The organism is Asanoa siamensis, from assembly GCF_016862555.1.
In the GTDB taxonomy this organism is placed as follows: domain Bacteria; phylum Actinomycetota; class Actinomycetes; order Mycobacteriales; family Micromonosporaceae; genus Asanoa; species Asanoa siamensis.
Genome location: NZ_BONE01000010.1, coordinates 97123 through 110823 on the forward strand (window position 1 = coordinate 97123; position 13701 = coordinate 110823).

At 72.7% G+C, this 13701-nt stretch carries 15 protein-coding genes, 1 pseudogene and 1 riboswitch; of the genes and pseudogenes, 7 read left to right on the plus strand and 9 right to left on the minus strand.

Annotated features, from left to right (window positions below):
- Nucleotides 1–31: 31 nt before the first annotated feature.
- The 3 genes and pseudogenes from Asi02nite_RS08970 to Asi02nite_RS08980 all read right to left on the minus strand — a co-directional run bounded on the left by Asi02nite_RS08970 (nucleotide 32) and on the right by Asi02nite_RS08980 (nucleotide 2205).
- A complete protein-coding gene (locus Asi02nite_RS08970) occupies nucleotides 32–811 on the minus strand; it encodes a PIN-like domain-containing protein (RefSeq protein ID WP_203711715.1) in 780 nt (259 codons plus the stop codon).
- Nucleotides 802–1134, minus strand: a pseudogene (locus Asi02nite_RS42275) (PIN-like domain-containing protein); the annotation flags it as partial. The pseudogene Asi02nite_RS42275 and the gene Asi02nite_RS08970, both read right to left, overlap by 10 nt.
- A gap of 81 nt (nucleotides 1135–1215) precedes the next feature.
- Nucleotides 1216–2205: a hypothetical protein gene (locus Asi02nite_RS08980; protein WP_203711716.1), complete on the minus strand. Its 990-nt coding sequence runs from the start codon at nucleotides 2203–2205 to the stop codon at nucleotides 1216–1218.
- A 180-nt stretch (nucleotides 2206–2385) separates the two neighbouring features.
- Between Asi02nite_RS08980 and Asi02nite_RS08985 the strand changes: the two genes are divergently transcribed.
- On the plus strand, nucleotides 2386–2961 hold the full coding sequence (locus Asi02nite_RS08985) for a hypothetical protein (protein ID WP_203711717.1): 576 nt from the start codon (nucleotides 2386–2388) through the stop codon (nucleotides 2959–2961).
- Here Asi02nite_RS08985 and Asi02nite_RS08990 read toward each other — a convergent pair.
- Nucleotides 2952–4382: a serine/threonine-protein kinase gene (locus tag Asi02nite_RS08990; RefSeq protein ID WP_203711718.1), complete on the minus strand. Its 1431-nt coding sequence runs from the start codon at nucleotides 4380–4382 to the stop codon at nucleotides 2952–2954. The genes Asi02nite_RS08985 and Asi02nite_RS08990 overlap by 10 nt on opposite strands.
- 48 nt (nucleotides 4383–4430) lie before the next feature.
- Between Asi02nite_RS08990 and Asi02nite_RS08995 the strand changes: the two genes are divergently transcribed.
- The gene (locus Asi02nite_RS08995; protein ID WP_239126582.1) at nucleotides 4431–4985 is read left to right on the plus strand and encodes an RNA polymerase sigma factor; all 555 of its coding nucleotides are present in this window, start codon (nucleotides 4431–4433) and stop codon (nucleotides 4983–4985) included.
- Here Asi02nite_RS08995 and Asi02nite_RS09000 read toward each other — a convergent pair.
- Together Asi02nite_RS09000 and Asi02nite_RS09005 are read right to left on the minus strand one after the other, a co-directional pair.
- Nucleotides 4982–5794: an AAC(3) family N-acetyltransferase gene (locus Asi02nite_RS09000; protein ID WP_203711720.1), complete on the minus strand. Its 813-nt coding sequence runs from the start codon at nucleotides 5792–5794 to the stop codon at nucleotides 4982–4984. The two genes, Asi02nite_RS08995 and Asi02nite_RS09000, sit on opposite strands and share 4 nt — an antisense overlap.
- Nucleotides 5791–6609: an alpha/beta fold hydrolase gene (locus tag Asi02nite_RS09005; protein ID WP_203711721.1), complete on the minus strand. Its 819-nt coding sequence runs from the start codon at nucleotides 6607–6609 to the stop codon at nucleotides 5791–5793. The genes Asi02nite_RS09000 and Asi02nite_RS09005 overlap by 4 nt, the downstream gene beginning before the upstream one ends.
- 49 nt (nucleotides 6610–6658) lie before the next feature.
- A riboswitch (TPP riboswitch) is annotated at nucleotides 6659–6764 on the plus strand.
- A 67-nt stretch (nucleotides 6765–6831) separates the two neighbouring features.
- Here Asi02nite_RS09005 and Asi02nite_RS09010 point away from each other — a divergent pair.
- Genes Asi02nite_RS09010 through Asi02nite_RS09025 form a run of 4 tightly spaced genes read left to right on the plus strand, consistent with a single transcriptional unit; the run spans nucleotide 6832 to nucleotide 10226 of the window.
- On the plus strand, nucleotides 6832–7413 hold the full coding sequence (locus Asi02nite_RS09010) for an ECF transporter S component (RefSeq protein ID WP_203711722.1): 582 nt from the start codon (nucleotides 6832–6834) through the stop codon (nucleotides 7411–7413).
- Entirely contained in the window at nucleotides 7410–8807 is a 1398-nt protein-coding gene (locus Asi02nite_RS09015; protein ID WP_203711723.1) for an ABC transporter ATP-binding protein, read from the plus strand. Before Asi02nite_RS09010 ends, Asi02nite_RS09015 begins: the two co-directional genes overlap by 4 nt.
- Nucleotides 8804–9604, plus strand: coding sequence for an energy-coupling factor transporter transmembrane component T family protein (locus Asi02nite_RS09020; protein ID WP_203711724.1), 801 nt, complete (start codon nucleotides 8804–8806; stop codon nucleotides 9602–9604). The genes Asi02nite_RS09015 and Asi02nite_RS09020 overlap by 4 nt, the downstream gene beginning before the upstream one ends.
- Nucleotides 9605–9638: 34 nt before the next feature.
- Nucleotides 9639–10226 (plus strand): GNAT family N-acetyltransferase, encoded by a 588-nt coding sequence (locus tag Asi02nite_RS09025; RefSeq protein ID WP_239126583.1) that lies wholly within the window; start codon nucleotides 9639–9641, stop codon nucleotides 10224–10226.
- A 39-nt stretch (nucleotides 10227–10265) separates the two neighbouring features.
- On the opposite strand, the gene Asi02nite_RS09030 is transcribed toward Asi02nite_RS09025, so the two are convergent.
- The 3 genes from Asi02nite_RS09030 to recO all read right to left on the minus strand — a co-directional run bounded on the left by Asi02nite_RS09030 (nucleotide 10266) and on the right by recO (nucleotide 12255).
- The gene (locus Asi02nite_RS09030) at nucleotides 10266–10466 is read right to left on the minus strand and encodes a hypothetical protein (RefSeq protein ID WP_203711725.1); all 201 of its coding nucleotides are present in this window, start codon (nucleotides 10464–10466) and stop codon (nucleotides 10266–10268) included.
- A 188-nt stretch (nucleotides 10467–10654) separates the two neighbouring features.
- On the minus strand, nucleotides 10655–11476 hold the full coding sequence (locus Asi02nite_RS09035) for an isoprenyl transferase (RefSeq protein WP_203711726.1): 822 nt from the start codon (nucleotides 11474–11476) through the stop codon (nucleotides 10655–10657).
- Complete coding sequence (gene recO / locus Asi02nite_RS09040; protein WP_203711727.1) at nucleotides 11473–12255, minus strand: DNA repair protein RecO; 783 nt, start codon at nucleotides 12253–12255, stop codon at nucleotides 11473–11475. The genes Asi02nite_RS09035 and recO overlap by 4 nt, the downstream gene beginning before the upstream one ends.
- A gap of 157 nt (nucleotides 12256–12412) precedes the next feature.
- Here recO and Asi02nite_RS09045 point away from each other — a divergent pair, with 157 nt between their 5' ends.
- Nucleotides 12413–13399 carry an SMP-30/gluconolactonase/LRE family protein gene (locus tag Asi02nite_RS09045; protein WP_239126584.1) on the plus strand — a complete coding sequence of 329 codons (987 nt, stop codon included), beginning with the start codon at nucleotides 12413–12415 and terminating at the stop codon, nucleotides 13397–13399.
- Nucleotides 13400–13701 lie beyond the last annotated feature (302 nt).

The following is a 13701-nucleotide window of genomic DNA, read 5'->3' on the forward strand; positions in this document are numbered from 1 at the left end:
TCGGCGGGGCCCTGCCCGCCGGACCTCGCGTTCAGTCTCCGCCAGCGGGAGGCCCCTCGAGGGCGTGCATCGCGTCCTGGACCGAACGTGGCACCTTGAAACCGTTCGCTTTACCCGGCTTCAGGTAGTTCGCTTTCAACGCCACCTCGAGCCCGTCAGGTAGCTCACCGAGGCTTTGCAGGTGGCGGGTCGACGTGACGACCGGCCTTGTGAAGCCCACCAACAGCCGATCCGGATGGAAGCGCGCGAGCTGGTACACCGCCCGCCGCGTGATGAACCCGTCCTTGCTCAGCGCCGCGGAGCGGAGCACGGTTTCCTGCTCCCACGCGCCCACACCCCTCAGCCGGGCCAGCAGCGCGGCCAGGCCCTCCGCCGTCCAACCGCTGGGCAGCAGGGTGGCTTCGAGAAACTCGGGGCGGCGCAACATGACCAGCTTGACGCCGGCCCTGCTGGCCATCTCGTCGATCAGTTCCACCCTCGGACCGATCGGCTCGCCATCGGCGTCGAGACGCCACCAGTCATCCTTCTCGTCGTCCGTGACGAACAGGACGTTCGATTTGAGTGCGGACGCACGACGAAGCAACTGTTCCCAGATCAGAAAGTCACCGGTGCCCTCCTCCACCTGGTCGGGCTTCGCCGCGTCCCGGTATCCAGGTGGGACCTTGCGCTCGAAGCGCTGGCGCCCGATCCGCACGAGGGCGTCGAGGTCCTCCTGCTGGTAGCGGCGGCCCACTCGCTTGTCGAAGATGCTCATGAGCCGCTGGGCGATCGGATCCTCGTCGACGCTGCTCAAGGCCGCCTTCAGATGCACGCCCTTACCGCCGTCGTCCGCGCCGACCTTGCTGACTTGTGGAACAGCTCCTCCGTCTCGTTCGCAAGCGCGTCAGCGTCCTCGACTGACATGGTTCGCCGCTTCCAGGCCTTGATCTCCGCGATGGTCTTGTTCTTCGCCTCGCGGATCTTCGAGAGCGGGCTGGTGGTGATCACCCTGCGGATGACGTCGTCGCGATTTCGCCAGAACTCGGCTTGAACCTGTGACGGCATGAACAGTTGGCTCGACAACGCCTCGAGGACGTCGAACACCTGACCTCGGGCATTCGCTCCACACCGGTAGAGGTAGAGCAGAACGTTGGTGTCGAGGGCGACGTCCCAGAACCCACCACGGCTGGCCTGCTGGGCGTGACCCGCGAAGTGTCACGCCCAGGTCGTGTGCTGTCAGCGGGTCCAGAGGACCGCGTGGGGGTTCAGGCCGTCCGGGGTCGTGGCTGACTGGCCGACGATCGCGCCGTTGTTGTTGATGTCTTCTGCCGCCCCTGCGCCGCCCGCCAGGCGCGGCAGGAGCGTTGTCCGGCCGCGTTGCCAGGTCCAGGCGTCGAAGTCGTTGCCGCCGACCACCTGGTCCCGGTCGTTGATCCCCTGTGGCTGGTGGAAGGTGGCACCCGGTTGTCGCGGCAGGTCCGTGAAGCGGCCCTCGCGCCAGATGAACGCCTGACCTGACTGCGTGTTGCCGACCACGTGGCCGCGGGCGTTGATCGCCGTTGCCCGGCCCGGCTCCGTGCCCAGGCGGGTGACGCCGCGGGCCGACCACAGCACCGGCGTCGTGCTGCTGCCCACCACCTGGCCGCGGGCGTTGACGTCGTACGCCACCGACCCGTACCCATCCGGTGTGCCCAGGTCCGTCAGCGAACCGTCGCGCCAGCGGAACGCGTGCAGCCTGCCGTTGTTCGGCTCCGTGGCGCTCCAGCCGACGACCTCGCCGCGGTCGTTGATCGCGGACGCGTAGCTGTTGTCGCCGCCGGGGAACACGCCCAGGTCGACGGCCGTGCCGCCGCGCCAGAGCGTCGCGTGGGTCGTGCCGCCCGGGAAGATGGTGTAGCCGACGACGTCACCCCGGTTGTTGACGTCCAGCGCCAGGCTGGCGATCCCGCCCGGAGCCGTGCCGAGGCTCGTCATCCGGCCGGCGCGCCAGACGAAGGCGTACCTGGACGTCGTGAACGACCAACTGCTGCCCACCACGTCGCCCCGGTCGTTGACGGCCGTCGCCTCGCTGCAGCACGCCTCGCCGGTCAGCGTGCCGAGGTCGACGACCCGGTAGCCCGCCCCACCCGCTGCCGAGGCCGGCGCCGCGCCCACCGTCGCAAGAACGACGATCGCGAGCAGCAGTGCGGCCGCGCGCGTACGGCTTCGGTAGTCTCGCGGTCCCATGTGTGCACTCCCTTCTCGGTACCGCCCACGACTCGACGGATTGCAGGGGTGACGCCCCGCCGCCCGCTCCGGTTGACCGCCCCGCACCGTCGCATTCCCGACTCCGCGCCGCGAACCAACTGCCGATTGGCCGCATCGAACCCTTCGACAGCAACCCGAACGGACAACAGGGAGTCAACGATGCGTATCACGATGCCTTTGGCCGGCGCCCTCGCCACCCTTCTCCTCGCCACCGCGTGCGGATCACCCGTGCAGCACCAGGCCGGCGACGCGGCCCCGGCCGGTCAGCCGGCCCCCACGACCGCCGCGGCCACACCCACGGCGCCCACGACGTCGGCGCCGCCGTCCACCAAGCCGGCGCTCGTCCTCGGCCCCGACGGCTACGGCGCCCTGAAGCTCGGCATGAGCGTCAAGCAGGCGGAGGCGACCGGCCTGGTCGGAACGTTCGACAACAGCGGCTGCCGGCTCGCGAAGCTGAACGACTCGCCGCCGGGACAGGCGCGGGGCCTCGTCCACTGGTCGCCCGAGCACGGCATCGTCAGCATCGCGGGGTGGCCGGGCCTCGAGACGGCCGAAGGGGTACGGGTCGGCACATCCGAGACGGAGATGCGCCGGATCTACCCGAACTGGACCGCCGTGGACTCCGGGCGCGGCTTCGCGGCCGTGAGCGACAACGCGCGCTACCGCATCACGGTGAGCGACGGCAAGGTCACCTCCGTGACCCTCCAGAGCAACAACCAGAACTGCTACGAGTGACCCAGCCGGCCGGCCTGCGGTGCCAGTGAATCGGCCAACCGCAGGCCGGCCAGGATCTCGTCGGTCAGGTCGGCCTCGCCGACCTGCTTGACCTGCACGTAGACGCCGAAACCCCGCTGCCGCACCGCGAACACGATCTCGCTGAACGAGACCGCGGCACCGCAGGACGTCCACCGCCGCACCAGCGCCGGGTTCCCGGCCACGTCCACGACACGGTCGGGCGCCGGCACGCACGACGGGTGGCTGGGCAACGCCGGCGCCGGGCCGCCGGCCGACAGCGAACGGCTCGTCCCCACGAAGACGCCGGGCTCCGCGCTCGCCGGATCGGGCCAGACCGCCAGGTCCGGCGCGACCACGAGCCCGGGCGCCCGGCCGCCGGGCAGCCGCAGCACCGCCGGGTCCCAGCCGTCGTCCTTCAACTGGCCGGCCCAGCCCGGCGGCACCGCGACCGATACGTCGGCGCCGGCGGAGGCGACCCGCACCCAGCCGTAGCGCGGCGGCAGCGTGGCGGCCGCACTCGTCGTCAGCAGCACCGCGGCCACCGCGATCCCGGCGCCGACAGCGCGGCCCGTCCACCGCAGCACCCGGCGCGCGCGGCCCGACTCCCGCTCCACCAACGCGATGGCCCGCCGCAGTGCGAGGATCATCGCCTCGACCGACTCCCAGCGCTGCCGCGGATCGGGATGCAGGGCACGCCGTACGATATCGTCCACCATGGACGGCACGCCGGGCCGCGCCTGGGAGGGTCGGGGCACCGACCCCGAGCGGCCCGGCGTGGACCACGCCGGCGCGGGCGGCTGACCGGTCAGCATGTGGTGGAGCGTCGCCCCGATGGCGTACACGTCCGACCGGGTGTCCAGGCCTCCGCCCGGCGTCGCCTGCTCCGGCGGCATGTAACCGGGCGTCCCGGCCGCGATCGTGAATCCGGACGCGTTGGCCAGCGTCTTGGCCAGGCCGAGATCGGCGACCAGCACCCGATCCCGTCCGGGCGCGGGAGCGAAGAGCACATTGGACGGTTTGAGGTCCCGGTGCAGCACGCCGGCCTCGTGCAGCACGGCGACGGCGCTGGCGATGTCGACGGCGACCAGCAGCGCCTCGTGCACGCCCATGGGCCCGGAGACGAGGCGGTCCGCGAGCGTGCCGCCGGCCACGTACGGCATGACCAGATAGGGCCGCCCGTCGGGCAGCTCGCCGACGTCGAGCACCCGCAAGAGCCGGGTGGAGTCGGCCCGGCGCATGATGCGCGCCTCCTGCTCGAACCGCATGCGCAGATCCGAGTGGTACGACCAGTTGTCCGCCAGCACCTTGATGGCCACGGACGCGTCGAGATCGTCGTCGGCGCCCAGCCACACGGTGGCGAACGCGCCGGAACCGATGCGCCGCAGCACGCGATATCGGCCGATCTTCTCCGGAACTGGCACGCCCGTATTATGAGCCACGGATCATGGGCTGACGGGGGCGTGCACGAAGTGGACGATCAGGACATCGAAGAGCTCGCCGGTCGCGCGGCGGCCGGTGACGGCAACGCCCTGGACGCCCTGCTCACCCGGATCGAGCCGCAGGTGCTGCGGCAGTGCCTGCGCTTCCTGCCCTGCCGGCAGGACGCCGAGGAGGCCTGCCAGGACGCCCTGCTCCAGGTCGCCCGCAACATCAACGGCTTCGCGGGCCGGTCGCGCTTCTCCACCTGGCTCTACGCGGTGACCGCCAACTGCGCGCGGCAGACCTACCGCAGCCTCAAGCGCCGGGCCGGCGAGCAGCCCACCGCGCTGCTCCCGGTCGACGCCGCCGATCCGCGCACCACGAGCGTGATCGCGGGATCCCGCCTCGACCTGCTGGACGCGCTGGAACGCCTGGAGGCGCACCGCCCCGAACTCGTGCCGGCACTGGTGCTGCGCGACCTGTCGCAGCTCAGCTACGAGGAGATCGCCGACCACCTCGGGGTGCCGGTCGGCACCCTCAAGTCACGCATCCACGACGCCCGCCGCCACGTCCGCGCCTCACTGGCCGGCACCGCGGAGCTCTAGGCCTTACGGTTCTCGGCCATCCAGCGGTCGGCGAAGTCGACCGCCGCGCGCTGCGACATCAGCCGTGACATCGCGCCGCCGACCCGGCCCACCGTGGCGGCGCCGGTCGCCTCGAAGTCGGCGCCGAGCAACTCGAAGTCGCCCTCGTCCAGGTCGACGTCGTCCCACCAGACCCAGTCCCGGCCGCCGTCCGCGGTCTGCACCGCGGCACCCAGGCGGGCGGGCGGCGCGCTCTCCTGCCGATATTCCGCCAGGTGCAGCGACGTGTTCGAGTCGTGGCCGACGCCGAGCAGCAGCACGTCGCCGTCCAGGCCGTAGACCTTGCCCAGCGGCGAGTCCGGCCCGAGCATGCCCGCCCTCGGCTGCCCCGCGACCACCTCGCCGGCCAGCCGGCCCAGCGCCGCGAACGAGACCTGCGGGTGGTCGCTGCGCTGCGCGCCCGGCCACGTCCGCACCACCTCGGCGATCGCGCCCATCCACCGGCTCGGCGTCACCGCCGGGTCGAAGCCGGGCACGTTGTCCCGGATCACCGGCCACCAGTCCTCGGGTACGGGCGGGTTCTGCCACCCGGCCGGGTCCGAGTTGTCGGGCGTGTGGGTGGGTACGACCAGCGTGCCGTCCGGGCCGAGCGCGTCGCGCAGCGCCAGCACGATCGCGTGCGGGCCGCCGGCGACGTAGCCGACCGGCTTGAGCGAGGCGTGCACCAGCAGGGTCGAGCCGGGACGCACGCCGAGCGCGGTCAGGTCGGCGGCGAGCGACTCCCGGGTGTGCGGCAGGCGCTGGGCCGCCTCCGACGGATGGTTGGTCATGCGGCGACCCGCTCGAGGATCGCCCGCGCGAGCACCTCGGGCGCCGCGTCCGTGACCCAGTGGTCGACGTCGGGCAGCGGCAGGAACCGGTAGTCGCCGGTCACGTGGTCGGCCGCCAGCCCCGCCGCGAGCGGGCCGACCGCGATGTCGCGCTCACCCCAGACGAACGTCGTCGGTCGCGCCACCGGACCGACCTTGACCAGGTCCTCGACGACCAGCGCCCGGTACCAGTTGAGCGTGGCGGTGAGCGCGCCGGGCTCCAGCAGCGCGGCCGCGTAGACGTCGAGCCGGGGGCCGACCCCGTCGAGCACCTTGCGCAGGCCGGCACCGCCGTCGCGGGACAGGACGTGCTCGGCCTTGCCGACGGTGCGGAACAGCTCGATGTACGACGAGCGCCGCTGCTGGTCGGGGTCGGTCAGGATCGCCTGCGCGAACGCGGCCGGGTGCGGCACCGAGACCGCGGTCAGGGTCCTGACCCGCGACGGATGCGCCGCGGCCAACTGCCAGCCGACCAACGACCCGAAGTCGTGGCCGACGATGTGCGCGGATCCGCCGGCCAACTCGTCGACGAACGCGGCCGCGTCGGCGACGCACTCGGCGGCGGTGTAAGCCTCGACGCCGCTGGGCCGCGCGCCCGGCGAGTAGCCCCGCTGGTCGACAGCGTAGGTGCGCAGGCCGGCCGCGTGCAGGTGCGGCGTCACGCCGGCCCAGCCGTGCCGGTTCAGCGGGAAGCCGTGCAGCAGGATCACCACCGGCCCGCCGGGCGGACCGCCTTCGGTGACCTCGAACGTCAGCCCACGTACGTCGATCCGCATGCGCGCGAGCGTACCGTCCGGAACCGGTGTTAGCCTGGCAGGACAACTTCACATCCGACAGGGGAGCGCGCAGCGCTGAGAGTGTGGGATCCTCCCGCAGACCCTCGAACCTGATCTGGGTAATGCCAGCGCAGGGAGTTCGGTCTTCTCCAGCCGCGCCATGTCCATCCATGGACATGGCGTGCGTCTTCTCCTGGTTCACCGAACTGGGAGGCATTCAGAATGAACAATGTCACAAACCGCTGGCGTACGGTCGACATCGTCGTCGCCGCGGTCCTCGGCGTGGCGTTCGGCGTCGTCTTCTGGGCCTGGGGTCTGCTCTACAACGGCCCCGCCGACGCGATCCCGCTGCCCGCCCGCACGCTGCTCTACGGCATCTGGCTGCTGCCCGCCGTGCTCGGCGCGCTGGTCATCCGCAAGCCCGGCGCGGCCCTGTTCACCGAGACGGTCGCCGCGCTGGTCTCGGTCGCGTTCGGCACCAGCTGGGGCTGGACCCTGGTGCTGCAGGGCCCGCTGGAGGGCCTCGGCGCCGAGCTCGTCTTCGCGCTGTTCGCCTGGCGCGTCTACCGGCTGCCGGTCGCCATGCTCGCCGGTGGCGTCGCCGGCCTGGTCGCGGCGCTCTACGACGTCCTCTACTGGTACCCCGGCAACTCCTGGGGCAGCTTCGGCATCCCCTACCTCGCGCTCACCGCGGCCAGCTCGGTGGTGATCGCCGGCCTCGGTGGCTGGGCGCTGACCCGCGCGCTGGTCAACACGGGTGCGCTGGACCGGTTCCCGGCGGGCCGGGAACGCGCGGCGGTATGAGCGCCGTCGACCTGCGCGGGTTCGGCTGGCGGCACGCCGGCCGGAAGGCGTGGGCCGTCCGCGGCGTCGACCTGCGGGTCGAGCGCGGCGAGCGGGTGCTGCTGCTCGGCCCTTCCGGGGCCGGCAAGAGCACGCTGCTGGCCGCGCTCGCCGGCCTGCTCGCCGACGACTCCGGCGAGCGCGAGGGCATCGCCGAGATCGACGGTCTCGACACCCGCAAGGCCCGCGAGCGGGTCGGCATCGTGTTCCAGGACCCGGAGACCCAGCTCGTGATGTCGCGGATCGGCGACGACGTGGCGTTCGGGCTGGAGAACCGGGGCGTGCCCCGCGCCGAGATCTGGCCGAGGGTGGCGGCCGCGGTCGAGGCGGTCGGCCTCGACCATCCGCTGGACCGCGCCACGCACGCCCTCTCCGGCGGCGAACAGCAACGGCTGGCGCTGGCCGGCGTGCTCGCGCTCCGGCCCGACCTGCTGCTGCTCGACGAGCCGACGGCCAACCTCGACCCCGCGGGCGCCGACCTCGTCCGTGCGTCGCTGCGCCGCGCGACGGACCGGGACACCACCGTCATCATGGTCGAGCACCGCCTCGCCGAGGTCGTGCCGTTCGTCGACCGGGTCGTCGTGCTCGCGCCCGGCGGCGGCGTCCGCGCGGACGGTCCGCCCGACAGGGTATTCGCCGAGCATGGCGCCGCGCTGGCCGCCGACGGGATCTGGGTGCCCGGCCAGCCGCTGCCCGCGCCGCGGCGCGCGGCCGGGGCACCGGGCGAGGTGCTGGTCACCGCCGACCGGCTGGCGCTCGCGCCGCGGTTGGCGCCGACGGACCTGTCGGTACGCACCGGCGAGGCGGTCGCCGTCCTCGGCCCCAACGGCGTCGGCAAGTCCACGCTGGCCCTGCTCCTCGGCGGTCTGCTCACGCCGACCGGCGGTCGGGTGGTGGCCTCCTCGGTGCTGGCCGGCACCGACGCGGCCCGCCCGCCGCACCGCTGGCGGGCCGCCGACCTGACCGCCCGGATCGGCTCGGTCTTCCAGGACCCGGAGCACCAGTTCGTCGCCTCGACGGTCCGCGACGAGCTGGCCGTCGGCCCGCGCAAGCTCGGCCGACCGCTGGGGATCGTCGACGCGCTGCTGGAACGGCTGCACCTGGGCCATCTCGCGCGGGCCAACCCGTACACCCTCTCCGGTGGTGAGGCCCGGCGGCTGAGCGTGGCGACGGCGCTCGCGGCGGCACCGCGCCTGCTGCTGCTCGACGAGCCCACCTTCGGGCAGGACCGGCGCACCTGGATCGAGCTCGTGGCGCTCCTGGCCGACCTGCGCGACGAGGGACACGGCGTGCTGACGGTCACCCACGACCCGGCGTTCGTCGAGGCACTGGCCGACCGGAGGCTGACGCTATGACCACGGCCGCGGTGATGGTCCGCTCGGACGCGCCCCTCGCCCGCCGCAACCCGGTGGCGAAACTCGTCGCCGCCACCGTCTTCGCGGTCGGCGTGCTGTCCACACTGGACCCACTCACGCCCGCGCTGGCCATCGCCGCCGAACTGGTCCTGTTGCCGTTCTTCGGTGTCCGCTACGGCACCCTGCTGCGCCGCGGCTGGCCGTTGCTGCTGTCGGTGTTCGGCGTCGTGCTGACCACGATCCTGTTCGGCGCCAACCGCGGCGGCGACACGGTGTTCGCCCTCGGCCCGTTGGACGTGACCACGGGGGTGCTCACCGTCGCCCTCGGACTCGCGCTGCGGCTGGTCGCCCTCGCGCTGCCCGGCATCATGGTGTTCGCGACCACCGACCCGACCGACCTCGCGGACGCGCTGGTGCAGAACGCCAAGGCGCCGGCCCGGTTCGCGATCGGCACGCTGGCCGCGTTCCGGCTGGTGCCCCTGCTCGGGCAGGAGTGGCAGGCCCTGCGGATGGCCCGGCGGGCGCGCGGCATCGACGCGGGCGGCAACCCGGTGGCGGCGGCCCGGCTGTTCGCCTCCACGCTGTTCGCGTTGCTGGTGGGCGCGATCCGGCGCGGCACCCGGCTGGCGACGGCGATGGACGCGCGCGGCTTCGACAGCGGCACACCGCGTACGCACGCCCGGGAGCAGCGTTTCGCCCGCGCGGACTGGCTCTTCCTGCTCGGCGCCGTCCTGCTCACGGGGCTGATCCTCACGGTGAGCATCGCGACGGACACGTTCCGGCCCGTTATCGGCTAGTCTCTCGCTGCGACGTGACCGAGGCGGTGGGTGCATGGGCGTACGACTGGTCGACGTGACGGATCCGGCGGAGATCGCGGCCCTCGTGCCGCACGTCCACCGGCTGTTTCTCATGGTGGCCAACGGCGCGGCGCTGGGCTGGGCCACGCCCCCGCCGCAGCCCGAGGTCCGGGACCTGCTGACCGGCGTCGTCGAGGGCGCCGCGACGGGCGAGGCGGCGTTGCTCGTCGCGCTGGCGTCCGGCGACGACATACCCGGCGTCGACGCGCCCAAGCCGCTGCCCGACGGCAGTGTGCTCGCCGGCCTCGGCTACTGGCGCCGCTACACCCGGCAGACCCACCGGCCGCACGCCGACCTGGAACGGGTCGCGGTCGCGGAGGCCTTTCAAGGGCGCGGCATCGGCCGGGCGTTGACCGAGGGGCTGGTGGCCAGCGCGCGCAAGGCCGGCATCGAGGTGCTGACGCTCGACGCGCGCGGTGACAACGAGCGCGCGCTGGCGCTCTACCGCACGCTCGGCTTCAACGAGTACGGGCGGCTCGTCGACTTCGTCGCGGTCGGGCATCTCCGCTACGACAAGGTCTTCTACGCCCTCGACCTGCGCCGCCCCTGGCCGAGGTTGTGAAAGAGGGGGACCCCCGAACAGGGTCCCCCTCGATAAGGATCAGGCGCGCCGGAACGCGTAGCGCTTCGGCTGGGCCGCGGGCTTGCCGCGACCGCCCTTTGTGGACGAATCGGCCCGGTCGTGGCCGCGGGGCGACGCGGACTTGCCGCGCCGCTCGGCCCGGTTGCCGCCGCCGCCCAGGTCGGGCGCGGGCAGGTCGGACGCGGACAGATCGACGGTGAACTTGTCGGACGCAGGCATGCGAAGGCCTCCAGAAAGCATGGAGTGGAGAACAGACGGATGCCCGGTGGCGTGCGCTCAGATCTGGAGAGAGGAATGACGCCCCGGGCGCTCGAAGACCGCCGACGAACGCGGCGGACCGGCACACAGAATCCCGAAGGGCATCAGTAACGCATGCGACGACGGTACACCGCCGTCGCCGGATCGCGCTAGGAGGTTTGCGCGGGCGGTGGCGCGACCGGGTTCGGGATCGCCCCGCCGAAACGGCGGTCGCGCTGGGCGAACAGCTCGCACGCGTACCAGAGGTGGCGCCGGTCGAAGTCGGGCCAGAGGGTGTCCAGGAAGACCAGCTCCGCGTACGCGGACTGCCAGAGCATGAAGTTCGAGATGCGCTCCTCGCCCGACGGCCGCAGGAACATGTCCACCTCGGGCACCTCGGGGTGGTAGAGGTAGCGCTGGATGGTCTTCTCGGAGATGCGGTCGGGGTCGACCTTGCCGGCCATCGCGTCCCGCGCGATCGCGGCCGCCGCGTCGGCGATCTCCGCCTGGCCGCCGTAGTTGACGCAGAACTGCAGCGTCAGCGTCGAGTTGCCGCGGGACATCTCCTCCGCGGTCTGCAGCTCGGAGATCACGCTCTTCCAGAGCCGCCCGGCCCGGCCCGACCAGACCACCCGTACGCCGAGGTCGACGAGCTGGTCGCGGCGGCGGCGGATGACGTCGCGGTTGAAGCCCATCAGGAAGCGGACCTCGTCGGGCGAGCGGCGCCAGTTCTCGGTCGAGAACGCGTACGCGGTCAGGTAGGGGATGCCGAGCTCGATCGCGCCCTCGATGGTGTCGAAGAGCGAGTACTCGCCGCGCTCGTGCCCGGCGGTGCGGGGCAGCCCGCGCTCCTTGGCCCAGCGCCCGTTGCCGTCCATCACGATCGCGACGTGCTTCGGCAGGGCCGCCGCGGGCAGCTCCGGCGGACGGGCCCCCGACACGTGCGGCGTCGGCGGGCGCACCTCGCGGCGCGTACTGCGTGACCTGATCATTTCTGTTCTTCCCCCGTTGTGCGATCGACCAGCGGCAGCGAGCGTAACCCTCGTTCGAGGTGCCACTGCAGGTGCGCCGCCACCAGCCCGCTGCACTCCCGGCGGGCGCCGGGCTCGGCCGCGTCGGCGACAGTCCAGTCGCCGGCGGAGAGCGCGATCATCAGATCGAGGGTGGCGGGCGCGGGATGGGCGGAGCCGGGCGGTCGACAATCCGGACAAACCGCCCCGCCGGCCGGCACGGAGAATGCCTTGTGCAGGCCGCGGGTGCCGCAAACCGCGCATTCCGCCAGCGCCGGTGCCCAGCCCGCGATGCCCATGCCGCGCAGCAGGTAGGCATCGAGCACGAGCGTCCCGGCGTGCTCACGGGCGGCCAGCGCCCGCAGCGCGCCGAGTGTGAGCAGGAACAACCGCTGCGACGGCTCGCGCTCGATCGGGCTCAGCCGCTCGGCGGTCTCGGCGATCGCGCAGGCCGCCGTGTAGCGGGGGTAGTCGTCGAGGAACCGCTTGCCGTAGAGCTGGATGGCCTCGACCTGGCTGACGGTGTGCAGGCCGCCGCCGATGTTGCCGTTGGGGTCACCGGCGATCTGCAGGTCGACGTGGCCGAACGGCTCCAGCCGGGCACCGAACCGGGAGGTGGTGCGCCGCACGCCGCGGGCCACCGCGCGCAGCCGGCCGTGCCGCCGGCTGAGCAGCGTGATGATCCGGTCGGACTCGCCCAGCTTCTGCACACGCAGGACCACCGCGTCGTCGCGGTAGAGCTGGCGGCGGTAGCCCGGCATCCGCCAATTGTGGTCCCTGTTTTACCGGGATGTCGCGGTGGGTCTGATGAAGATCACAATCAGGCTGTCCCGGGTCCGCGGTGGTCCGGACCGTCGCTCCCGCCGGACACCAGGTCCGCGGTGACAAGCTTCGATCTTTTGACTAGCGTGTCGGAGCATGACCCGCCGCCCCCGGATCGACCCCGTCGTATGGCGGCCGCCGGCGCCGCCGCCGCGGGCCAAGCTGGACGTCAGCACTCCGCCGATGCCGGCGCTCGCGGTGCGCCCGGTGGGCGGGATAGGGCCGGAGGACGTGGCGGTGCACCCCGACGGCCACCTTTACACGGGGGTCGCGGACGGGCGGGTGCTGCGGTTGCCGCTGGACGGTGGGCCGGCGGTCGAGGTCGCGTCGACCGGTGGGCGGCCGCTCGGCGTCGAGGTCGCGGGTGACGGCTCGCTGGTCGTCAGCGACGCGTACCGGGGGCTGTTGCGGGTCTCCCCTTCGTCCGGGACCGTGACCGTGCTGGCCTCCGGTTTCCGGCTGTGCGACAACGCGGCGGTCGCCCGCGACGGCACCATCTTTTTCAGCGACTCGTCGACGCGGCACGGCCTGGACCACTGGCGGGCCGACATCCTCGAGCACAGCGGCACGGGCCGCCTGCTCCGCCGCGACCCGGGCGGCGAGGTGACGGTCGTCCTTGACGGTCTGCAGTTCGCCAACGGCGTGGCCCTGGCGGCCGACGAGTCGTTCGTGGCGGTGGCGGAGACGGGGGCCTACCGGATCCGCCGCCTCTGGCTGAGCGGCCCGACGGCCGGGCAGCAGGACGTCCTGATCGACAACCTGCCGGGTTTCCCCGACAACCTCTCGACGGGCGCGGACGGCCGCATCTGGATCGCGCTGGCCACACCCCGGAACCCGGCGCTGGACGCACTGCACGCCCGCGGCCTGGCGCTGCGCAAACTGGTGTGGGCCCTGCCCTTGGCGCTGCAACCGGCCCCGGCCCGGACGACGTGGGTGATGGCCGTCGACCCGGCGGGCGCGGTCGTCGCGGACCTGCAGACCTCGTCCGACGACTACCACATGGTGACGGGGGTCCGCGAGCATCGCGGCCACCTCTACCTCGGCAGCCTGGTCGAGGGTGGTGTGGCGGTCGTCCCGCTCTGACCCGGCTCATCGGCTTGCGGCCAGGACGACGAACCACCCCAGGCCGACGACCGCGGATCCGGCGGTCGCCGCGACCCAGGCCAGACCCCACCGCCTGATCCGGGTCGTGATCGGCCCCCCTCGGCGTTCCTGTCCGTCGACCATCGCGATCAGTGTCTCGGCGCGGTGCGTACCAGAGGCAGGTTCCGAAGCCGAGCAGACCAAGGATCGGGCTCACGACGGACGGATGCGTGACCACGACCCCGACCATCACACCCGCGAGGACGACGGCGATGTGGGCGACGTTCCACGCCGACCCGCGG